Origin of the sequence: Amycolatopsis sp. NPDC049252 (genome assembly GCF_043197175.1) — a bacterium.
In the GTDB taxonomy this organism is placed as follows: Bacteria; Actinomycetota; Actinomycetes; order Mycobacteriales; family Pseudonocardiaceae; genus Amycolatopsis.
The window spans coordinates 91,005-111,760 of record NZ_JBICSQ010000021.1 but is presented as its reverse complement, the minus strand read 5'-3'; the positions used below and the strand labels follow the sequence as shown (position 1 = coordinate 111,760).

Genomic DNA, 20,756 nt, shown 5'->3' with positions numbered 1-20,756 from the left:
GCCGTGTAGGGCGTTATACAGGCTGAGCGTGACCCGGGGCCGCCCGATCGGTAACCATGGTGAGATCGACGACGACTCCCCACGGCAGGCGGAAAACCGATCCGAGGAGGCCACCATGGCGAACCCGGCCCACGCGCCGGTGGTGGACGCCGGCTCGGTGCGTGAACTGACCGTCGGGTCGCTGCTCCGCGAGGCCGCGGAGCGGGCCCCGGCCGCGCTCGCGCTCGTCGAGGGGGTTCCCGACCCGCGGGCGCGGCGCCGGTGGTCGTACTCGGACCTGCTGACGGAGGCCGAAGAAGCGGCCCGGGCGCTGCTCGGCCGGTTCCAGCCGGGCGAGCGGGTGGCCGTGTGGGCCAACAACATCCCGGAGTGGGTGGTGCTGGAGCTGGCGGCCGCGCTCGCCGGCCTGACCCTCGTCACGGTGAACCCCGCGCTGCGGGAAGACGAGCTCCGGCACGTCCTGAGCCAGTCGCGGGCCACCGGGATCTTCCTGGTCGCGGACTACCGCGGCAACCCGATGGCGGAGACGCTCGACCGGCTGCGTCCCGATCTCCCCGGCCTGCGGGAGACGGTGCTTTTCCAGGACTGGCAAGCGTTTCGCGCGTCCGGCTCCCCCAGCGAGGTGCTGCCCGCGGTGAGCCCGGACGACCCGGCCCAGATCCAGTACACCTCCGGCACGACCGGCACCCCGAAGGGCGCGGTGCTGCACCACCGCGGCATCACGAACAACGCGGTGCTGTCCTACGTGCGGACGCTGGACATGCGGCCCGGCGAGGCCTTCGTCAACCCGATGCCGCTCTTCCACACCGCCGGCTGCGTGCTGGCCACCCTGGCGCCGATCGCCTCGCAGGGGACCCAGGTCCTGCTGCCGTGGTTCGACCCCGGCCTGCAGCTGGAGCTGATCGAAGCCGAACGCGGCGCGGTGTTCGGCGGCGTCCCCACCATGCTGCTGGCGCTGCTGGGCCACCCGCGGTTCGCCGGGACCGACCTGTCGTCCGTCCGCTACGCCCTGGCCGGCGGCGCGACGGTCCCGCCCGATCTGGTCAGGCGCGTCGAGTCCGCGGTGGGGGTGCCGATGAGCATCGTCTACGCGCAGACCGAGGCCTCCCCCGGGATCACCATGACCCGGCTCGACGACAGCCCGTCGAACCGGGCGGAGACGCTCGGAAAGCCGTTGCCCGCCTGCGAAGTCAAGATCGTCGATCCCGCCACCGGCGACGTGCGCGACCGCGGCGAGGTCGGCGAGCTGTGCACCCGCGGCTACCACGTGATGCACGGCTACTTCGACCGGCCCGACCAGACGGCCGAGGCCATCGACCCGGCGGGCTGGCTGCACACCGGCGACCTCGCCACGATGGACGACGAGGGCTACCTCCGCATCGAAGGCCGCGTGAAGGAGATGATCATCCGCGGCGGCGAGAACATCTACCCCCGCGAAATCGAGTACGCCCTGCTGGCCCACCCGGCGGTGGCCGACGTCGCGGTGGTCGGCGTCCCGGACCCCGAATGGGGTGAGCAGGTGGCGGCCTTCGTCCGGCTGACGTCCGGTGAGACCGCGGACGAGGCGGCACTCTTCGCCCACGTCCGTGAGAAGCTGGCGCCCCACAAGACCCCGCGGATCTGGCGCTTCGTCACGGAGTTCCCGCTGACGGGTTCCGGGAAGATCAAGAAGCACGAGCTTCGCGACCGGCTGCAAGACGACAGGTGACCCCCGATCGTGGGCAACAACGGAAGTGACGGCTCAGGGCCGGTCGTTCTGGAACTGGAACTGGACGCGCACCGAGCCGTCCAGGGGGACGATGATCGTCGAGTCGCTCGCCGACCAGCGGTCCGGGACCAGGAACATCCGGTCCTTTCCGTGGATCAGCAGGCGCAGCCGGCGGTACCGGTAGTGGAACGTCTGCCCCTCGGACGGCGGCAGCTTCGTCTCCTCGAGGCCCGGGCTCCGCAGGAACAGGCTCTCCTTGGTGTCGAGGATGACGCTCGGCAGCTTGTCGAGGCGGGCCGCATCGGACATCGCCGCACCGCGGCCCGACCACTGCGCCACCGTGGCCGTCATCCAGAACACGCTCACGGCGATCACCAGGTACCCCAGGACGACCGCACCGCGGTGGACCGGCGGCCGCAGCAGGCGGCGGATCGCCGAGCCGTACCGGAACAGGGTGGTGCCCGCCGCGATCAGCAGCGGGGTCACCAGCCCGTACAGCCGCCAGCCGCCCAGGAAGGCGTACCCGAACAGCAGCACGAGACCGGCGGTCAGCGTGCCCAGGCCGATCCCCTGCGCGACCCGGCCCATCCGTCGCGTCGACGTCGTCCGGATCCGCTTCCGGACCACGGCGTGCACCGCGACCGAGCCGGCGCCGGCCGCGGCGAACACCAGCAGCGGGGTGAGCAGCGGCTGCGGGCTGCGCATGATGTACTCCTGCGTCCCGAGCCCGATCGTGTCGACGTCGACGCCGAAGTACTCGTACCGCGCCCGGGCGGAGACGTAACCGAAGTAGAACAGCACCGCGCTCAGCAACGTCAACGGCGGGATCGCCGTCTTGCCCGCTTCGAGGAAACGCTCGAGCCGGCCGGCCGCCGGCGACGTCACCCGGTCGTCGTGGTCTCCGGCGCCGACGAATCCGGCTGCGTCAACGGGATCGATCCGGGACTCACCCGGCTTCGCAGGTTCCGGCACGAGCTTTCCTTTCCGGGGGCGCACACCGCCTTGCCCTGGACCGTCAGCCGCGCGCTGCCGCCGGTGCCGCGCGCGGTGACCGCGACGGAACACGTGTCGGCGCCCGCGCCGAAGGTGAACCCGGCGCACGCGTCCGGATCGCCGCACTTCCCGCCCACCGAGAAGGCATCCGGCGGCGTGACCTGAATGCCGGTGACCGCGACGCCGTTGTCCGGCAGCAGTTCCGGCTGCAGCCAGCTGACGGTCACGCACTGGTCCCGGGCACTCGAGTCGCCGGCCCCGCCGCCGATCGGCAGCTGGGCGATCGAGATCGAGACCCCGGCGTCGTCGGCGGTCCGCGGGGCCTCCGGGCCGGTCGGTTCGGCACTCGGGGTGCCGGTGGTCATGGGTGCCTCGGTGGCGGACGTCCCCGTGGTGGACGTCTCCGCGGCGCCACCGGACGGCGTCGAACAGCCGGCCGCCCCGAAGGCGAGCACAGCGGACAGCGCCAGACAGCTTGATCGGAACAAGGTCATCGTGGTTCCTCCTCGGCCTGCGGAGCCGTGCGAGAGCCCGGTGATACACCGGAATTCGGGTATCACGCCGTGGCCCGCGCGCTCTGCGGGGTGTGTCCAGGGACGTCGTGCGGATCGCCGCCGAGCAGCGCCGCCACCGCCGGTGCGCGGCGGGCGCGGGCGAGGCAGCGCGCCCGCGACGGGCCGATCGAGCCGACCGGGATGCCCAGCGTCGCGCTGATCTCCCGGTAGGACCGCGGCGGATCGCACAGCAGCATCGAGAGCAGCCGCTGGTCCCGCGGCGGCAGCTGGGCAAATGCGTGGCGGGCCGCGGCACGGCGTTCCCCCGCGATCAGCGCGGCGTCGAAGTCCGGCTCGGCCGGGTCGCCGATGAGCGCGGCGTCGGTCGGGATCTGCCGGTTCCGGTGGCGCAGCACCCGCAGGCACTCGTGCCGGGTGGTGGTGCTCAGCCAGCCCGGCAGCGCCTCCGCGTCGCGGATGTGCGCCAGGTGCGTCACCAGGTTCAGCCACACCGCCCCGGTGACGTCCTCGGCGTCCGCGCCGCTGATCCGGTACTGGCGGCAGACGGCCGAAACCAGCGACGAATAACGGACGACGATATCCCGCCACGCCCATTCCGCACCCCGGGCGGCGTTTTCCAGCAATGGTGCCGGCGAATCGTGGTACATGACCCCTCCTCGAACTGTCTCGCTCCCGGGTTCACGGTTCCGCCACGACCTGCTCGCCGACCTTGCGGGAATCTTGCGGACGGAGCAGTATCGGTTCCGCCATTCGCGACGCGTCGGACACGGGAAGGCCGCCGCATGGAGTTCGTGCTGTTCGGGGAGGTGCAGCTCCGGGTGGCGGGGCGGCCCCTGGACATCGGAACGCCCCGGCAGCAGGCGGTGCTCGCGGTATTGGCGGCCGACGCGGGGCGCCCCGTTTCGCTGGAAACGATCATCAACCGGGTCTGGGGTGACGATTCACCGGCCGAAGCGCGCAACGTGTTGTATTCCCACATAAGTCGGATACGCCGGCTGTTCAAGGAGATCGCCGATTCCACCGGCGAGACCGCCAAACTCCCCCGTCGAACTGCCGGTTACGTGCTGGAAATCGATCCGGACGACGTCGATCTGCTCCGCTTCGGCCGCCTGGTCGACCGCGGGAACGACCAGCTGGCCACCGACGCCGACCGGGCCGCCGCACTGGCCGAAGCGGTCTTCGGCCGGCCGGGCACCCCGTTGGCCGGTCTTCAGGGTGACTGGGCCGACCAGGTGCGCGCGACCTGGCACCGGCGCCGGCTGGCCGCCGCGGTGCGCTGGGGCGAGCTGGAGCTGCGCCTGGGCCACCCGGGCACGGTGATCGACGCGCTGTCCGGCCTGGCCGGCGAATACCCGCTCGCGGAACCGCTGGAAGCACTGCTGATGCGCGCCCTGCACACCGCGGGACGCCCGGCGGAGGCCCTCGACCGGTACGACGTCGTCCGCAAGCGGCTCGCCGAAGCGCTCGGCACCGATCCCGGCCCCGAGCTGCGCGCGCTGCACCGCGCGATGCTGCGGGACGAGCTGCCGTCCACGCCGCGCGGCGCGCCCGTGACGACCCCGGCCCAGCTGCCGCCCGGCACCCCCGGTTTCGTGGGCCGGGAAACCGCGCTCCGCCACCTCGACTGGGTGAGCGACGAGCAGTTCCCGGCCACCCGGATCGTGGTGCTGTCGGGCACCGCCGGCGTGGGCAAGACGGCGCTGGCCGTCCACTGGGCCCACACGGTCGCCGCCGGGTTCCCCGACGGCCAGCTGTACGTGAACCTGCGCGGGTTCGACCCGACCGGCTCACCGGTGGACCCGGCCGAAGCGCTGCGCGGGTTCCTCGAAGCGCTCGACGTCCCGGGCGGCCGGCTCCCCAGCACGCTCGAGGCCCAGGCCGGCCGGTACCGGAGCCTGCTGGCGCACCGGCGCGTCCTGGTCGTGCTGGACAACGCCCGCGACGCGGAGCAGGTCCGGCTGCTGCTGCCCGGCTCACCGGGCAGCGTGGTCGTCGTGACCAGCCGGGACCGCCTCGCCGGCCTGGTCGTCGCGGGCGCGCACCCCCTCACCGTCGACCTGCTCGACGGCGCCGAGGCCCGGGTGATGCTGCGCCGGCGGATCGGCGCCGTCCGGGTCGCCGCCGAACCCGAGGCGGTCGACGAGATCATCGGCCTGTGCGCGCGGCTCCCGCTGGCCCTCGCGGTGGCCGCGGCCCGCGCCGCCACCCACCCCGCCTTCAGCCTGGCCGCGCTGGCCGGGCAGCTGCGGGACGCGCGCGGCGTCCTCGACGAGCTCTCCGGCACCGACCCGGCGACCGACGCCCGCGCCGTGTTCTCCTGGTCGTACCTGCGGCTGGACCCCGCCGCGGCCCGGCTGTTCCGGCTCTTCGGGCTGCACTCCGGGCCGGACATCGGCACCGGGGCGGCGGCGAGCCTGGCCGGGGTGCCGGCCGGGAAGGCGCGGCGGATCCTGTCCGAGCTCGCGCACGCGCACCTGATCACCGAGCACGCCCCCGGCCGCTACACCGTGCACGACCTGCTGCGCGCCTACGCCACGGAACTCGTCCAGGAGACGGATTCCGCCGCCGACCGGGCGGAAGCCGCCCACCGCGTGCTGGGCCACTACGCCCACACCGCCTACCACGCCGACGGGTTCCTCGACCCCCGGCTCGAGGTGCCACCCGAGCTGACGCCGCTGCCCGCCGGCGCCGAGTCCGAACGGATCACCGACCGCCGGCAGGCCGTCGCCTGGTTCGAGGCCGAACACCGCGTGCTGCTGCTGGCCGTCCACGCGGGCGCCGCGTTCGACGCCCGCGTCTGGGACCTCGCCCGGTCAATGCAGCGTTTCCTTTCGATGCAAGGACATTGGCACGACGAGAGCGATGTGCTGACGGTGGCGGCCGCCGCCGCACGCCGCCTCGGTGACCAGCGCAAGCAGGCGTTCGCCCACCTGCACCTGGCGGGTACGCACGTCCGGTTCGGCCGGCACACCGAGGCCCACGAAGACCTCCGGACGGCGCTGACCCTCGCCCGTGCCGCCGGCGACGTCGTCGGGCAGGCCTACGCGCACCGCCAGTTCGCCTGGCTGCTCGACCGGCAGGGAGCCGTCACCGACGCCCTCACGCACGCCGAGCAGGCCCTGGACCTGTTCCGCGCGGCCGAGCACCGGGCCGGGCAGGCGACGGCGCTCAACGCCGTCGGCTGGTTCCGCACCCTGCTCGGCGAGCACGAAGTGGCCATCGGCTTCTGCCGGCAGGCGCTCGACCTGCAGACGCAGCTGGCCGACCAGATGGGCGCGGCGCAGAGCTGGCACAGCATCGGCTACGCGCACAAGCAGCTCGGCGACCCGTCCCGCGCCCTCACCTGCTACCGGACGGCGCTGGACCTGGCCCACCGCAACGGAAACCTGATGACGGAAGCCCGGTTGCACATCGAAATCGCCAACCTCCACCACGAACTCGGCGACGTCGAGGCCGCCCGGTCCGGCCGGCAGCGGGCCCACGACATCCTCGCGCACCTCGCCCATCCCGACGCGGACGAAGTGCGGACACGACTGTCCGAAGTACCCAGTGGTTGATCCACCGAGCAGGAGGAACCTCATGGCCGAACACGAAGACAAAGGCAAGGAAAAAGAAGCCGAGCAGTTCGCGGCAGAAGTCGAGCGCTTTTGCGGCCTTCTCGACGAATTCAAGGCGAAGCTGTCCGAACCACAGCAGGTGATGTTGCACCGCATCCTCTGGCTCGCCTGGGCCGCGACCGAGGACGAGGAGAACCTCACCGCATCGTTCACCGGGTCTTTCACACCGAAACAGGCTTCGCTGATGGTGGACTATCCTTCCGGCTCCAGTGGACCCGTGACGTTGGTTCCCCGGATGGTCAGGGGCTTCATCAAATCCTGAATTCACCGACCGCGACCCACGAGGAAGGGAATCCGGGCCATGTCCGAGCCGCCGGTCGTACTCGTGTCCATGCCGTTCCTGGAGGCCGACCGGCCGTCCATCCAGCTCGGGCTGCTCAAGGCGATCGCGGAGCGGCACGGGTTCCCGGCGCGGACCCTGCACCTGAACCTCGACTTCGCCGTGCGGATCGGCCTGGACTACTACCAGTCGCTGGCCGAGCACCGCGGCCGGCAGCTCGGCGACTGGCTGTTCTCGGTCGCGGCGTTCGGCGACGCCGCGCCGGATCCGGACGGCAAGCTGCTCGAGGAGATCGGCGCCGGACTGTCCTACCTGGACGGTCCGGCGGAGCCCGCGGCGGCACGGTTGCGGGGTACGCGCGAGCGGGACGTTCCCGCGTACCTCGACGCCGTCGCCAGGGAGTTCGCCGGGGTCCGGGTGGCCTGTTTCAGCTCCACGTTCCAGCAGAACACGGCGTCGTTCGCGCTCGCGCGCCTGCTGAAGGAGCGCTACCCCGGCATCGTCACCGTGTTCGGCGGCGCCAACTTCGACGGCGACATGGGCCTGGAGCTGGTGCGGACCGTGGACTGCGTCGACTTCGCCGTCCTCGGCGAGGGCGACGTCGCGTTCCCGCGCCTGCTGGACGCGCTCGCGACGGGCACGGACCCCGGCGGGATTCCCGGCGTCGCCCGGCGCGTCGGGAACGACGTCGTCGCGACGCCGCCCGAGGCGCCGTACAGCCGGCTCGACGACCTGCCCGTGCCGGACTACGGCGAATACTTCGCCCGTGCGGCGCGGCTCGGGCTGCCCGCCGACGACGTCACGATCCCGTTCGAGTCGGCCCGGGGCTGCTGGTGGGGCGCCAAGCACCACTGCACGTTCTGCGGGCTCAACGGGACCACCATGCGGTTCCGCGCCAAGTCGCCGGCCAAGGTGCTCGACGAGCTCGACCGGCAGGCGCGGCGGTACGGCGCGTTCCGGTTCGACGCCGTCGACAACATCCTCGAGCCGAGCTACCTGAAGGAGCTGTTCCCGGCGATGACCGAGGGGGCCCGGGACTACCGGATCTTCTACGAGGTCAAGGCGAACCTGACCCGGGCGCAGCTGAAGGTGCTCGCCGGGGCGGGGGTCGACCGGCTGCAGCCGGGCCTCGAGTCGCTGAGCTCGGCGGTGCTCCGGCTGATGGACAAAGGGGTCCGGGCCGCGCAGAACGTCAACCTGCTGCGCTGGGCCGGGTACTACGGGATCTCCGTCGGCTGGAACATCCTGTGGGGCTTCCCAGGCGAGACCGCGGCCGCCTACGCGGCGCAGGCGGCGGCCGTCCCGGACCTGCTCCACCTCCAGCCGCCGGCCGGCGCGGACCGGGTGTGGCTGGAGCGGTTCAGCCCGCTGTTCACCCAGCCGGCCCGGTTCCCGCTGCGGCGTCGCGAACCGGAGCCCAGCTACCGGCACGTCTACCCGTCCACAGTGGACCTCGACCGGGTTGCCTACTTCTTCGACTACGAAACGGAAGCCGCCCTCGACCCGGACGTCTACACCCCGCTGGCCGACGCCGTGTCCGCCTGGACGGCGGCGTGGCAGGCGGACTCGCGGCCGTTCCTCGTCTACCGGTCCGCCCCCGGCTTCCTGCAGATCCACGACGGCCGGGGCCCGGACCGCGCCGGCGTCCACACCTTCCGCGACGCGCTCGCCGGCATCTACCTCGCCTGCGCCGAGCGGCCCCGCACCGCCGCGGCCGTGCACCGCGAACTCGGCCTCACCGCACCGGTGGCGCAGGTCGAAGACGTCTTCCGCGAGTTCGCGGCGCGCGGGCTGATGTTCCTCGACGAGAACCTGGCGCTGTCCCTGGCCTTGCCCGCCACGCGGGGCCGGTGACGCGTATCAAGGCCGGGGTTCCGCTCCTCTGTCCGGCTGCGGGGGTGGACGAGCAGAAAGGCCGTGTCATGGATCCGTCGGCCATCATGGTGGCGGCGAACACCGCCGCGCGGCGTCTCACCGGCTGGACTCCGTGGGAGTTCACCTGGGGGCCGATCAGGAAGGGGAACTGCACGATGGCCGCGGGGGCCAGGTGGACCCTCTTCCCCAACGGGACGGCCACCTTCGACGGCACCGTGTCCAGTGTGGACGACGACGCCGCGTGGGTGATCTGGCACGTCGACCTGCTGGACGCGGGCTGGGCGGTGCTGGGGTCGCTCGCCACCGAGCACCCCGTCGGGGGCGACTGGCGCAAGTTCGTGCGGACCATGCCGAGCGGCGCGGAACCCTACCGGTTCCGCGCCTGGGCGAGTTTCGAGCCGGACCTGTGGGACGACATCGCCCACCTGAAGATGTACTCGAGCTGCTGAACAGTGGCCGGCTCCCGCTGGTGCGGGAACCGGCCACCGGGGTGGTTCAGGCTCGCGGCAGCTCGGTCGGCACCGGCGTCACCGCGAACGCGTGCACGGCCAGGCGGCCCGCCGGTGCGGCGACCTCGGGCAGTTCGTAGGCGTCGGCCGCGTCGACGTCGACCTGGTAGCCGAGGTCACCGAGCGAGGCCGCGGTGACCCGGCTCAGTGGGTTCGGCGCCCGGTTGACGAAGCCGGTCATCAGCTCGTTGCCGAAGGTGCGGTCGCGCCAGTGCACGTCCGCGGTGCCCGGCCCGCCGGTGTTCTCCACCGGCACCCGCACCGGGTCGCCCGCGCCGCCGCGCAGCTTGTGGTACTCGGCCATCGCGCCCGGCCCGGAGAACGTGGGGTCGGTGCTGCCCTTGCCGACCAGCAGGCCCTTGGCCGCCCAGCGCGAGCCGACACCGACGACGTGGCCCATCTCGTGGGTGATCACGTCCCCGAGGATGCCCTCGGCCTCCATCTTGGCCAGGTCGACCTTGTCGAACGTCATCTCGCCGCGGGCCGGCAGCAGGGCCGAAGGCTCGGGCCCCGCCGGCCGCACGTGGGTGATGAGCGCCTGGCCGAGGATGTGCCCCTCGCCGTCGATGTCGGCGCCCTTCGCGACGATCAGGACGTCGTCGATCAGCTCGCCGTCGACCACGGCCGACGGCAGGTCACCGACGATCACCTTGGCCCACCGGTCCGCGGCCGCGGCGAAGGCGTCCTGCTGCCCCGGCGTCAGGCCGCCCGCGAACCGGACGGTGATCGTGAACGGCGACGTGGTGCCGGTCAGCAGCAACGCGCGCTCGGCGTCGGCCCTGGCGTGGTAGATCTCGTGGTCCGGCATGGCGGTTCCTTTGCCGTGGGCGGTTGTACCGGGTCGGATCCCGCAACCGCCGGGGAAATACACCGCGTGTCGCCCGCCCGCCTCCGGACGCCGTGCTGGCACGATCGGGCCATGGAACGTGTGCTCGGTATCGGTGGTTACTTCATCCGCGCCTCGGACCCGGCGGCCCTCGGCGCCTGGTACCGGGACAGCCTCGGCCTCGACGCCGACGAGCACGGCCTGTGGCGCCAGGAGGCGGGCCCCACGGTCTTCGCGCCGTTCGAGGCCGGGACCGACTACTTCGGGTCCCGGACCCAGCAGACCATGCTCAACTTCCGGGTCCGCGACCTCGACGCCATGCTCGCCCAGCTCCGCGCCCAGGGCGCCGACGTCGCCGAGGAGACCCAGGACATGGACGGCGTCGGCCGCTTCGGCTGGGTCACCGACCCCGAGGGCAACCGCATCGAGCTCTGGCAGTCCGCTTAGTCCTGCCCGCGGGGCTTCACCTTCTTCACGTCGGGCTTCACCTCGTGACCCGCGGCAGGCGCGCCGCCGATGTCGGATTCGATGGCCGCCGTCACGATGCGGTTGCGGTCGCCCGAGGAGAGCACACCGTTGGCGACCAGTTCCTGGGTCACCGCCTTCACGTGCTTCACGAACCGGTCGTGGGACGCGTACTCCGCGTTCTCGTCGATGACGTCGTTGAGGGTGCAGCCGTTGCCGATGTCGGTGTTCTCGACCTGGCTGTCGATCCCGCCGATCACCACGGTCTCCCGGGTGTCCGAGTTCGGGCAGGCGTCCGGCGGTGGCGGCGCCGCGACCACGGTGAAGGATCCCGACTGCTCCGCCGAGACGTTCCCGGCGACGTCGGTGGCCCGGAACCGGACCGCGTGCGCGCCGAGCGCGGAGACCACCACCGGCGCGGTGTACCGCGTCCACGCACCACTGTCCACTTTGTACTCAGTGAAGTCCACACCGGACTCCGCGTCGGCCGCCGTCAAGGTCACCGTCGCCTGGCCCACGTACGACCAGTCGCCACTCTGCTTACCGCTCACCGTCAGGGACACCACGGGCGCGGTCGTGTCACCGCCGGCGACCACGGTGAAGGACGCAGTCCCCACCGCAGAGATGTTGCCGGCGACATCACGAGCCCGGTAGTCCACCGTGTGCGCGCCCACCGACGCAACCTGAACCGGAGCGGAGTAAGCGGTCCACGCGCCGCCGTCGACCCGGTACTCCACCGCGGCGACCCCGGAACCCGCGTCCGACGCCGTGACCGTGACGACCGCCTTGCCGACGTAGTTGCCGTCGCCGTCCCGGGTGCCGCTCACGGAGGCCGTGACGACCGGCGCCGTCGTGTCGCTCTTCACCACCGTGAAGTGGGTCATCCCCTCCGGTGACGTGTTCCCGGCGACGTCGCGAGCCCGATAGGAGAGCATGTGCATGCCCGCCGCGGTCACCGGGACCGGTGCCGTGTAGGCGGTCCACGCCCCGTCGTCCAGTTTGTACTCGACGGCGGCGACCCCGGAATCGGCGTCCGTGGCCGTGACAGTTGCCGTCGCGACGTCGACGTAGTTGCCCGACGCGTCCTGGGTACCGGCCAGCGAAGCGGTCACCGTGGGCGGGGTGCCGTCCCCCTGACGTTCGACGATCGTGAAGTGCGCCATGCCTTCGGCGGACGTGTTCCCGGCGACGTCGGTCGCGCGGTAACCCAGCATGTGCATGCCCAGCGACGACACCACCACCGGCGCCGAGTACGGCGTCCAGGTCCCGCCGTCCAGCTGGTATTCCACCGAAGCGACGCCGGAGCCCGCGTCGGTCGCGGTCAGCGCTACGGAGGCCGAGCCGAGGTAGTTTCCGGACGGGTCCTGGTCCCCCGTCACGGCGGCGGTCACCGTCGGCGCGGTGGTGTCGCCGGTGCCGTCGGACACGACGAACTCCCCCACCATCGACGTGTGGCCGGGGATGGTGCAGAAGTACCGGTACCTGCCCGGCGTGAGCGTCACGACCGCCTCGTGCCGGCCGTTCTGCGGGTCGAACGGGTTGGCCAGCACGTTCAGCGTGACGTCGTGGTTGTACCCCGGCGTCGAGGTGTCGAACGTCAGGGTGTGCGACATCCCCGTCGTGTTGCCGGTGGCTTCGCTGTTCTCGAAGACGATCGTGGTCTCGCCGGGCCGCGCGCCCGTCGGCGCGGACGCGTATGCGGTGGTGCTGTTGTTCCCGGTCCAGGTCAGGGTCTGGACCGGCGCCGCCACCGCGGGGGTGGCGAGCCCGAGCAGGACCAGGAAAGCGGCCAGCAGCACGGCGATCGGGCGTGGGGACATCGCGGGAAACCCTTCCTGGGAGGAACGGGGGCCGGGCGTGGGCCCGGCCCCCGTCGCGCTACAGCTGCCGCACCCGGATGTTGCGGAACTCGGTCAGGTCGTTGTCGCTGTGGTTCTGCAGCCCGATGAACCCGCTGACGAACTGCCGCAGGTCGGTCGGCGGGTCCCCGGCGCGCGAGGACTGCTGGCCGGGCGTGTTGTCGAACTCGTTGATCACCACGCCGTTGCGGATGATCGTGTAGTGCTGCCCGACGACCTTGATCTCGTAGTCGTTCCAGGTGCCCTTCGGCCGCGCCCCCGCCTGGTCCAGCGGGCGCGGGTCGAAGTTGTAGACCGACCCGGTCTTCTGCGGCTCGCCGGAGTCGCCGTCGTAGATCTGGATCTCGTGACCGCAGTAGATCGCGACCCACGCCTGCGAGTCCCGCGCCGACCCGACCGTGCCGCAGCTGCCCGGTGGCCGCTGGGCCAGCGGGGTCCGCGGATCCGGGAACCGGACGAAGACGCCGCTGTTGGCCCGGTTCGGGTCCGGGGCGATGTCCTTGAACTGGACCTTCACCGAGAAATCCCCGAACTGGCGCTGGGCGTACCAGAGCATGCCCAGCCCGCCGGCCGAGCGGATCGACCCGTCGGGTTGCAGCGTGAACTGCCCGGACGGCGCCTGTTCCCAGGCCCGCAGCGAGTCGGCCGTGCCGTCGAAGAGCGCCTCGTACCCGGTGGTGCCCGGCTTCCCGATCGGCGACGCCTCCGCCGCCGCGTTCAGCTCGGCCACCTCGGCGTCGTTCAGGACCCCGAGGTCGGAGAGCGTCTCGGTGGCCTGCTCGACGTGGTTGACGAACGCCGCGTGCGTGCTCCACGTGCCTTCGTCGTCGATGAAGTCGTCGACCGTGCAGCCGCCGCCGGCGTTGCGGTTCGGTACCTTCGTGATGGTGTCACCCAACGTCACCACCGGACTGGGATCGGCCACCGCGCACCCGACGTTCACCGCGGTCCGCGTGGTCACCGCTTCGCCGTCCGCGTAGGTCACGGTCAGCTTGGCGGTGAAGATCCCGGTGCGCGGGTAGGTGTGGCGCGGGTCCGCCTGGGTGGACACCGAGCCGTCGCCGAACTCCCAGCGGTAGGACACGCCGCCGGACTTCGACCCGGTGAACGCCGCCCTCAGCGCCTTGTTCTGCACCAGCACCGACGACGCGGCCGGCGCCGGGGTCGGCGCGCCACCCGTGTAGCTGATCTTCAGCAGCTTCTGGTTGGCGTCCAGGGAGAAGAAGCCGTTGCCGTAGTCGAGCACGTACAGCGCGCCGTCCGGCCCGAACTTGGCGTCCATCCAGCTCTGCACCTTGGTGTCACCGGACCCGCCGGGGATGATCTGCCGGAACGTCTCGGCGAACACCGGCGGCTGGTGCGTCGGCACGCCCGCCGGGTCCACGGTCACCGCGACCCGGTTCTGCGAGTTGGACTCGTCGCCGATGAACCACTTGTTGTCCCAGTACGCCGGCCACGCGACACCGCTGTTCGTGTTGACCAGCGAGCGGTGGTACGTCGGCCCGGACATGATCGCCTGGCCGCCGCCCCGCAGGTACGGCTGGGTGTAGGTGGCGTCCGCCGCGTTGTAGGTCGGAATGGACGAGCCCGGCCGCTTCGGGAAGACCGGGCCGCCACCGTCGGGCGAGTACCAGATCATGTTGTCCTTGATCGGCGGCAGGTTCACCAGGCCGGTGTTGCGCGGCGAGGTGTTGACCGGGTTGTCGCAGTCGTACCAGCCGGTCAGCTCCGCGGCGTTGGTGCTGCTGCGGTCGCGGTAGGGCTGCCGGTTGCCCATGCAGTACGGCCAGCCGTGGTTGCCCGCCTCGGTGATGATCGTCGCCGTCTCGTACTTCGCCGGCCCGAGCTCCGGGCTGGGCGAGGACGCGTCGGGGCCGACCCAGCCCGCGGTCATCCAGTTGTGCACCGGGTCGATCTGCAGCCGGGAGATGTTGCGGACGCCCATCACGTAGATCTCCGGGCGCGTCTTGTCCGCCGGCCCGTTCGGGAACAGGTTGCCCTGCGGGATGGTGTACGTCCCGTTCGCCTCCGGGTGGATGCGCAGGATCTTGCCGTCGAGGTCGTTCGTGTTGCCCGCCGTGCGGCGCGCGTCCTGGAACGAGAGGCCCTTGTAGTCGAGCGTCCAGTTGTTGCCCGAGTAGCCGTTCGAGCCGCCCGAGGAGTTGTTGTCCCCGGACCCGACGTAGAGGTTGCCGTCCTTGTCGAACGCCATGCCGCCGCCGGCGTGGCAGCAGCTGTGGATCTGGACGTCCCAGGACAGCAGGTCCTTGCGGGTGGCCTGGTCGAGCGTCTGCGCGGTGGCGTTGTAGGTGAACCGCGAGACCGTGCGCTTGCCGATCCGCTTGTCGCGGTCGATCGACGCGTGCGGCATCCAGTAGGCGTACATGAACCCGTTCTCGGTGAACTTCGGGTCCAGCGTCAGCCCGAGCAGGCCCTCTTCGTTCTTGACCAGCTCGTCACCGCTGCCGCGGTTGCCCATCACCGGCAACGTCGTGAGCAGCTTGACCTTCTTGGTCACCGGGTCCCACTGGTGGACCGTGCCGCAGCCGAGGCCGACGTTCGGGTCGTCCCAGCTGACGATCGGCCCGGTCGGGCAGGCCGCCTTGCCGATGTAGAACACCTTGCCGTCCGGGGCGATGGTGAGCCCGTGCGGCTCGCCGATCTGGTCGAGCTGCCCGGCCGCGTTCTTGCCGGTCAGCCGCTCGACCTTGTAGTTCGCGGCGATGCCGGCCTGGCAATCGCCGCGCACCATCCCGGTCGTCCAGCGCAGGGCGCCGAGCAGGTGGCTGCGGAACTGGTCTTCGCCGTAGGACGCCTCGGTGCGGCCCATGCCGGTGTAGAAGGAGCGGCCGCCGTCGTAGTCGCGGCACCACGAGATCGGGTGGAACGCGCCGTTCGCGCCGACCCCCGGGTTGTAGCCCTTCTCCTCGACCTGGGCGACCGTGTGGACGGTCCCGACCGGGTTGGTCTCCCAGTTGAGCCAGCGGTCGGTGCGCGTCCAGTTCTGCGGCAGCCCGGCGGTGGCCGGGTGCTGCGCGTCGAGGACGTCGACGACGGCCTGCTGCGGCGCCGGTTCGGGCGGCGGCGGGGTCGTCGAGGTGTCCTTGAACAGCTTGAGGTCGGCGAGCTGGATGAGCGGCTCACCCGAGTTCGCGGTGATGTTCAGCCGGTAGTTCGGGTAGACCGTGGTGTTGGCGAAGGTGAACGTCCGGGTCTGGAACCGGTCCGTGAACGTCTCGTTCGTGCGCGTGTCCAGGTCGGTCCAGGCCTGCCCGTCGGCGGAGCCCTGCAGGGTCCAGCTCTTCGGGTCGCGGCCGGGGAAGTCGTTCGCCGAGACCAGCGAGTAGCTGCTGACCGCGACCGGGGTGGCCATCTTGTAGGCGGCCCAGCCGGTCGTCGCGAACGTCAGCCACTTGGTGTTCTCGTTGTTGTCGGCCAGTTTTTCCTTGGTCTCGTTCGGCGGGTTCTCCGCGCTCGCGGTCACCGCCGCCACGGCCTCGGGCGTCGGGCGGGCGCCGACCGGGCGGGCCCCGATCAGGCCGGTGAACCACTGGGACGAGTCCTGGGCGCGGGCGGCGTCGGAGATGCCGAGGAACCCGCCGCCGGCCTTCATGTAGGCCTGCAGCGCGGCTTCCTGCTCCCGCGCGAGCGTCACGCCCTGCGCGGACAGGAACACCACACCGCGGTAGCGGGCCAGGTTGGCCGCGGCGAACACGGCCGGGTCGGACGAGGCCGTGACCGTGATGCCGTTGTCCGAGCCGAGCCGCGCGATCGCGTCCGCCGCGCGCAGCACCGGGTCCTTCTGGCCGGCCGCCGCGCCGTGGAAGACCAGCACGTTCACCGGCACGTTCACCACGGCCGGCGCGGCCTGCGCCACCGGCATCACCGTCAGCGGCGAGCCGGCCGCCAGTACCGAACCGAGGGCGAGCACGACCGCGCCGCGCCTTCCGAACCAACGTCTCTTCACGATTCCCCTCCTCATGCGTGCGTCCGCCCGTCGGGGCTCATGTCGTGCCCGGCGTGGCCGTGCTGCTTGAACCGGTCGATCGCTTCCTGGGCCCCGTCGGGCAGGCTGCCGTCGGCGTTGCGGACCAGGAACAGGCCCACCATCCCGCCGTCGGAGTGGGTCTGGACGTGGCAGTGGTACATCCACACCCCCGGCCCGGCGCCCTCTCCGGCGATCACCTGGAAACCGAACGAGCTGCCGGGGTCGAGGTTCTTGTTGTCGACGATGGCAGCGTTGTCAGCGGCGCCGTCGAGCATCCCGGTGCGGGTGTCGGCCCAGCGGTGCCCGTGCAGGTGGAACGTGTGCGGCAGGCTGCCGTACCCGACGCAGACCCACTCGACGCGCTCGCCGAGGCGGGCCTCGAACACCGGCGTGTCGGGCGCCATCTCGTGGTTGATCATCATCTCGTTGAACACGACGGTGTACTGCTTGGCGGGCAGCAGGTCGCCGCGCTTGCGCACGATCAGCCCGCCGTAGAGCCCGCGGGCGAGGCCGCCGGTGCCGTGGTCGGTGCCCATCGCGTGGTCGTGGTAGTGCCAGTAGCCGGCGCTGCCCGGCATCCAGAACCCGCCACTGGCCTCGTACCGGGCGCGGGTGCGCCAGGTGTAGGTCCGTGTCTCGCGCGGGTTGTTGAACGACGCGTTGAGCGGGGCGCCGTCGGACGCGGTGTCGTAGGTGACCCCGTGCGGGTGGATCGAGAGCCGCTGGTCGGTCAGGTTGACGAGCTCGATCTCGACGGTGTCGCCCTCGTAGACCTCCAGCAGCGGCCCCGGGATCGTGGCCTTGCCCGGCTCGAGGCCGTAGCCGTACCGGCCACCGGGCAGCGCTTCGGCGTAGATCGTGATCCGGCGGGTCAGGCCCGCCGCCGCGGCGGAGTCGGCGGCGGCGACACCGACGGCCGGGATCAGCACCCCCGCGGCGGTTCCGGCCAGCATCGACCGACGTGACACTCGCATGTGGACTCCCCCGCGTCTCAGAAGCGCACGGTGCGCAGGTACTCGAACCCGACCTTGGCGGTGTTCAGCGGATCCGTGGGCTGGTCGTGCTCGACGATGTACTCGCCGATGTTGTGGCAGGAGGCGGCGAAGATGCGCGGGAAGTTGATCACCCCGGTGCCGGGGTCGGTCATCTGCCCGTCCGCGGTCCGGTCCTTGACGTGGTACTGCGTCACCCGCGGGTAGTTCCGCCGGAACAGCTCGACGGGGTCGGCCCCGCCGTTCACCGCCCAGAACAGGTCGATCTCCAGGTGCACGTCCCGCTTGTTCGTCTTCGCGGTGAGCACGTCGTACGGCAGCACGCCGTCGATCGGGTGGAACTCGTGGTCGTGGTTGTGGTAGCCGAGCTTGAGCCTGGCCTTCTTGAACGCCGCCGCCGCGCTGTTCATCCGGCCCGCGAAGGCCTCCCACTCGGCGATCGTGGCGAACTGCGCGAACGGCACGACGACGGAGGAGTTCCCGAGGATCTTCGCGTCGGCGATGGTCTGGTTCAGGTCGCCGTCGATGCCGACGTGCGTTGAAGACGCCTTGAGGTGGACCTTGTCGAGGATGGCGCGGAACTCGGTGGCGCTGCGCCCGTACGTCCCGGCCAGCTCGACCTTCCGGTAGCCGATGTCGGCCAGCGCGGAGAGCGTGCCCTCCGGGTCGTTCTGCAGCAGGGAGCGCAGGGAGTAGAGCTGGATGCTGATCTTGTCGAGCGGAACGCGCTGCCTGCCCTGCGACGCGCCCGCCGTGCCGGGCAACGCGACCGCCGCCCCGACCGCGAGCGCCGCCGTCGCGACGTTCAGGATCGTCCTTCGGGAGTACTGCTCAGCTTCCTGACCGCACATGGAACTCCCTCATCTCATTAGCCGAAAAGCTGAAACGGGATCTAGTCCTCGATCGCGACCCACGCCGACTGCGTGGAAGCGCTTTCCTCGACGGCGTGCAGCACGCGCTGGACGCGCAGGCCGGCGTCGAAGCCCGGCTCGGGATCGGTGCCCGCGCCGAGGGCGTCGAGCAGGTCGGCGACCTCGTGGGTGAACGTGTGCTCGTACCCGAGGAGGTGCCCCGGTGGCCACCACACGCCGACGTACGGGTGCTGCGGTTCGGTGACGAGGATGCGCCGGAACCCCGCCTCGGTGCCTTCACCCTCGTACCACTGGAGTTCGTTCATCGACTCGAAGTCGAAGGCCAGGCTGGCTTTCGACCCGTTGACCTCGAGCCGCATCGCGTTCTTGCGGCCCAGCGCGAACCGCGTGGCCTCGAAGCTGGCCACGGCTCCCCCGGACAGCCGCGCCAGGAACAACGCGGTGTCGTCGACCGTCACCGCGTCCGTCCCGCCGTTCTCGGACGGCCGTTCGGGCACGAAGGTGTTGGTCAGGGCCGAAACCCCGGTGAGCCGCTCGCCGGTGACGAACTGCGCGGCGTCGACGATGTGCGCGCCGAGGTCGCCCAGCGCACCCGACCCGGCGGACTCACGGCGCAGCCGCCAGGTCATCGGCGACCGCGGATCCGAAAGCCAGTCCTGCAGGTACACCGACCGCACGTGCCGGATCTCGCCGAGCGCCCCACCCGCCACCAGGTTCCTGGCGTGGGCGAGCGCCGGCACCCGGCGGTAGTTGAACGCGACCATGGCCCGTACCCCGCGTTCACGGGCCCGTCGCGCCGCCTCGGCCATCGCTTCGGCCTCCGCGACCGAGTTGGCCAGGGGTTTCTCGCACAGCACGTGCTTCCCGGCTTCCAGCGCGGCGATCGCGATCTCCGCGTGGCTGTCGCCCGGCGTGCAGATGTCGACCAGGTCGACGTCGTCGCGCGCGACGAGCTTCCGCCAGTCGGTTTCGACGTCGGCCCAGCCGAACCGCTGCGCCGCCGCCTTGGCCCGGGTCTCGTCCCGGCCGGCGAGCACCGCGAGCCTCGGCACCAGCGGTGGGTCGAAGAACCGGTGCACGCTGCGCCAGGCGTGTGAGTGCACGGCGCCCATGAACGCGTGGCCCACCATGCCGATCCCGATCGTTTCCCGTGCCGGGGACATACCCCTCCTTCGGTTTTGGCGGGTCAGGTCAGGAGTCGAAGCCGACGTCGAGGTACTGGTCGACGTTCTCCTTGGTGACGACGGCGGAATACGTCGTGATCTCGGCCGGGATGTCGTGCTCGGCGAGGTCGCCGACGCCCTTGTTCTGCCCGAGCAGGCGGGCCAGCGCGATCGCGGTCGAGGCCATCGACGGGCTGTAGAGCACGGTCGCCTTGATCGGCGACGCGTCGGCCTTGATCAGGTTCATCATGTTCTTCGAACCGGCCCCGCCGACCATGATGAACTCCTTGCGGCCCGCGGTGTCGATCGCGGCGTTGACGCCGATGCCCTGGTCGTCGTCGTGGTTCCACAGGGCGTCCAGCTTGGGCGCGCTCTGGAGCAGGTTCGCGGTCTGCTGCTCACCCGACTCCGACGTGAACTGCGCCGAAACCCGCGGGCCGACCTTGTACCCGGCGCGCGCGAGGGCGTCCGAGAATCCCTTGCTGCGTTCCTGGGTCAGCGGCAGCGAGTCGATGCCGGCGACCTCGCCGATGACCGGGTTGGCGACGTTCTTCGCCTTGAGCTGCTTCGCTATGTAGTCACCGGCGTTGACGCCCATCCGGTAGTTGTCGCCGCCGATCCACGTGCGGTACGCGAGCGGCGTGTCGAAGACGCGGTCCAGGTTGATCACCGGGATCCCGGCGTCCATCGCCTGCTGCCCGACCGAGGTGAGCGCCTTGCCGTCGAAGGGCAGGATCACCAGCACGTTCACCTTGGCGTTGATCAGCGTCTCGACCTGGGAGATCTGCTGGTTGACGTCGTTGGTGCCCTCGGTCGCGCTGAACTTCACCTCGCTGAACTTCTGCGCCTGGGCCTTGGCGTTCTTGGTGATCGCCGCGATCCAGCCGTGGTCGGCGGCGGGCGCGGAGAAGCCGATGGTGACCGGCTTTCCCGGCTCGGCGTTGCTGCCCGCGTTGGCGACGGGCGCGTTCGACTCCGAGTTCGCGGGCGTGTTCGACGTGCAGCCGGCCAGCACCGCGCCGGCGCCGAGGGCGGCACCGCCGAGGAGGAACCCCCGGCGGGCGAGGAAGGGTTGTTCGGTCATGACGACCTCC

16 protein-coding genes are annotated in these 20,756 nt (G+C 71.2%); 6 read left to right on the top strand and 10 right to left on the bottom strand.

Annotated elements, in window-relative coordinates; all coding sequences use genetic code 11:
- The first annotated feature begins 115 nt into the window (after window positions 1-115).
- Window positions 116-1,708, top strand: coding sequence for an AMP-binding protein (locus ACGFMK_RS23350; RefSeq protein ID WP_392766753.1), 1,593 nt, complete (start codon window positions 116-118; stop codon window positions 1,706-1,708).
- A gap of 33 nt (window positions 1,709-1,741) precedes the next feature.
- On the opposite strand, the gene ACGFMK_RS23345 is transcribed toward ACGFMK_RS23350, so the two are convergent.
- The 3 genes from ACGFMK_RS23345 to ACGFMK_RS23335 form a co-directional block, all read right to left on the bottom strand.
- Window positions 1,742-2,680 (bottom strand): hypothetical protein, encoded by a 939-nt coding sequence (locus tag ACGFMK_RS23345; RefSeq protein WP_392766751.1) that lies wholly within the window; start codon window positions 2,678-2,680, stop codon window positions 1,742-1,744.
- Window positions 2,590-3,195, bottom strand: a complete 606-nt coding sequence (locus ACGFMK_RS23340; RefSeq protein ID WP_392766748.1) for a hypothetical protein — start codon at window positions 3,193-3,195, stop codon at window positions 2,590-2,592. Before ACGFMK_RS23340 ends, ACGFMK_RS23345 begins: the two co-directional genes overlap by 91 nt.
- A 62-nt stretch (window positions 3,196-3,257) precedes the next feature.
- Window positions 3,258-3,863, bottom strand: coding sequence for an RNA polymerase sigma factor (locus ACGFMK_RS23335; protein WP_392766745.1), 606 nt, complete (start codon window positions 3,861-3,863; stop codon window positions 3,258-3,260).
- A gap of 135 nt (window positions 3,864-3,998) precedes the next feature.
- Between ACGFMK_RS23335 and ACGFMK_RS23330 the strand changes: the two genes are divergently transcribed.
- The 4 genes from ACGFMK_RS23330 (at window position 3,999) to ACGFMK_RS23315 (ending at window position 9,437) form a co-directional block, all read left to right on the top strand.
- Window positions 3,999-6,773: a BTAD domain-containing putative transcriptional regulator gene (locus ACGFMK_RS23330; RefSeq protein WP_392766743.1), complete on the top strand. Its 2,775-nt coding sequence runs from the start codon at window positions 3,999-4,001 to the stop codon at window positions 6,771-6,773.
- A gap of 22 nt (window positions 6,774-6,795) precedes the next feature.
- On the top strand, window positions 6,796-7,095 hold the full coding sequence (locus ACGFMK_RS23325; protein ID WP_392766740.1) for a hypothetical protein: 300 nt from the start codon (window positions 6,796-6,798) through the stop codon (window positions 7,093-7,095).
- Window positions 7,096-7,134: 39 nt separating this feature from the next.
- Window positions 7,135-8,967, top strand: coding sequence for a RiPP maturation radical SAM C-methyltransferase (locus tag ACGFMK_RS23320; protein WP_392766737.1), 1,833 nt, complete (start codon window positions 7,135-7,137; stop codon window positions 8,965-8,967).
- A gap of 68 nt (window positions 8,968-9,035) precedes the next feature.
- Window positions 9,036-9,437 (top strand): DUF6294 family protein, encoded by a 402-nt coding sequence (locus ACGFMK_RS23315; protein ID WP_392766734.1) that lies wholly within the window; start codon window positions 9,036-9,038, stop codon window positions 9,435-9,437.
- Between the two features lie 46 nt (window positions 9,438-9,483).
- On the opposite strand, the gene ACGFMK_RS23310 is transcribed toward ACGFMK_RS23315, so the two are convergent.
- Entirely contained in the window at window positions 9,484-10,305 is an 822-nt protein-coding gene (locus tag ACGFMK_RS23310; protein WP_392766731.1) for a leishmanolysin-related zinc metalloendopeptidase, read from the bottom strand.
- A 111-nt stretch (window positions 10,306-10,416) separates the two neighbouring features.
- On the opposite strand from ACGFMK_RS23310, the gene ACGFMK_RS23305 reads away from it, so the two are divergent.
- Window positions 10,417-10,770: a VOC family protein gene (locus ACGFMK_RS23305; RefSeq protein WP_323326747.1), complete on the top strand. Its 354-nt coding sequence runs from the start codon at window positions 10,417-10,419 to the stop codon at window positions 10,768-10,770.
- On the opposite strand, the gene ACGFMK_RS23300 is transcribed toward ACGFMK_RS23305, so the two are convergent.
- From ACGFMK_RS23300 to ACGFMK_RS23275, 6 genes are read right to left on the bottom strand one after another with little or no spacing between them, the layout of a single operon-like run.
- A complete protein-coding gene (locus ACGFMK_RS23300) occupies window positions 10,767-12,608 on the bottom strand; it encodes an OmpL47-type beta-barrel domain-containing protein (protein WP_392766728.1) in 1,842 nt (613 codons plus the stop codon). The two genes, ACGFMK_RS23305 and ACGFMK_RS23300, sit on opposite strands and share 4 nt — an antisense overlap.
- A gap of 58 nt (window positions 12,609-12,666) precedes the next feature.
- Entirely contained in the window at window positions 12,667-16,629 is a 3,963-nt protein-coding gene (locus ACGFMK_RS23295) for a ThuA domain-containing protein (RefSeq protein ID WP_392766726.1), read from the bottom strand.
- Complete coding sequence (locus tag ACGFMK_RS23290) at window positions 16,626-17,609, bottom strand: multicopper oxidase domain-containing protein (RefSeq protein WP_392766725.1); 984 nt, start codon at window positions 17,607-17,609, stop codon at window positions 16,626-16,628. The genes ACGFMK_RS23295 and ACGFMK_RS23290 overlap by 4 nt, the downstream gene beginning before the upstream one ends.
- A 17-nt stretch (window positions 17,610-17,626) precedes the next feature.
- Window positions 17,627-18,478, bottom strand: coding sequence for a sugar phosphate isomerase/epimerase family protein (locus ACGFMK_RS23285; RefSeq protein WP_392766722.1), 852 nt, complete (start codon window positions 18,476-18,478; stop codon window positions 17,627-17,629).
- Window positions 18,479-18,519: 41 nt separating this feature from the next.
- Window positions 18,520-19,662 (bottom strand): Gfo/Idh/MocA family protein, encoded by a 1,143-nt coding sequence (locus ACGFMK_RS23280; RefSeq protein ID WP_392766720.1) that lies wholly within the window; start codon window positions 19,660-19,662, stop codon window positions 18,520-18,522.
- Between the two features lie 28 nt (window positions 19,663-19,690).
- Window positions 19,691-20,746, bottom strand: coding sequence for a substrate-binding domain-containing protein (locus ACGFMK_RS23275; protein WP_392766717.1), 1,056 nt, complete (start codon window positions 20,744-20,746; stop codon window positions 19,691-19,693).
- Window positions 20,747-20,756 lie beyond the last annotated feature (10 nt).

Excerpts from the sequence above, each read along its gene's own strand:
- ACGFMK_RS23320 (WP_392766737.1), top strand. The coding sequence starts at position 7,135 with ATGTCCGAGCCGCCGGTCGTACTCGTGTCCATGCCGTTCCTGGAGGCC.
- ACGFMK_RS23300 (WP_392766728.1), bottom strand. The coding sequence starts at position 12,608 with ATGTCCCCACGCCCGATCGCCGTGCTGCTGGCCGCTTTCCTGGTCCTG.
- ACGFMK_RS23280 (WP_392766720.1), bottom strand. The coding sequence starts at position 19,662 with ATGTCCCCGGCACGGGAAACGATCGGGATCGGCATGGTGGGCCACGCG.
- ACGFMK_RS23305 (WP_323326747.1), top strand. The coding sequence starts at position 10,417 with ATGGAACGTGTGCTCGGTATCGGTGGTTACTTCATCCGCGCCTCGGAC.
- ACGFMK_RS23290 (WP_392766725.1), bottom strand. The coding sequence starts at position 17,609 with ATGCGAGTGTCACGTCGGTCGATGCTGGCCGGAACCGCCGCGGGGGTG.
- ACGFMK_RS23315 (WP_392766734.1), top strand. The coding sequence starts at position 9,036 with ATGGATCCGTCGGCCATCATGGTGGCGGCGAACACCGCCGCGCGGCGT.
- ACGFMK_RS23275 (WP_392766717.1), bottom strand. The coding sequence starts at position 20,746 with ATGACCGAACAACCCTTCCTCGCCCGCCGGGGGTTCCTCCTCGGCGGT.
- ACGFMK_RS23330 (WP_392766743.1), top strand. The coding sequence starts at position 3,999 with ATGGAGTTCGTGCTGTTCGGGGAGGTGCAGCTCCGGGTGGCGGGGCGG.
- ACGFMK_RS23295 (WP_392766726.1), bottom strand. The coding sequence starts at position 16,629 with ATGAGGAGGGGAATCGTGAAGAGACGTTGGTTCGGAAGGCGCGGCGCG.
- ACGFMK_RS23285 (WP_392766722.1), bottom strand. The coding sequence starts at position 18,478 with ATGTGCGGTCAGGAAGCTGAGCAGTACTCCCGAAGGACGATCCTGAAC.
- ACGFMK_RS23340 (WP_392766748.1), bottom strand. The coding sequence starts at position 3,195 with ATGACCTTGTTCCGATCAAGCTGTCTGGCGCTGTCCGCTGTGCTCGCC.
- ACGFMK_RS23350 (WP_392766753.1), top strand. The coding sequence starts at position 116 with ATGGCGAACCCGGCCCACGCGCCGGTGGTGGACGCCGGCTCGGTGCGT.
- ACGFMK_RS23325 (WP_392766740.1), top strand. The coding sequence starts at position 6,796 with ATGGCCGAACACGAAGACAAAGGCAAGGAAAAAGAAGCCGAGCAGTTC.
- ACGFMK_RS23335 (WP_392766745.1), bottom strand. The coding sequence starts at position 3,863 with ATGTACCACGATTCGCCGGCACCATTGCTGGAAAACGCCGCCCGGGGT.
- ACGFMK_RS23310 (WP_392766731.1), bottom strand. The coding sequence starts at position 10,305 with ATGCCGGACCACGAGATCTACCACGCCAGGGCCGACGCCGAGCGCGCG.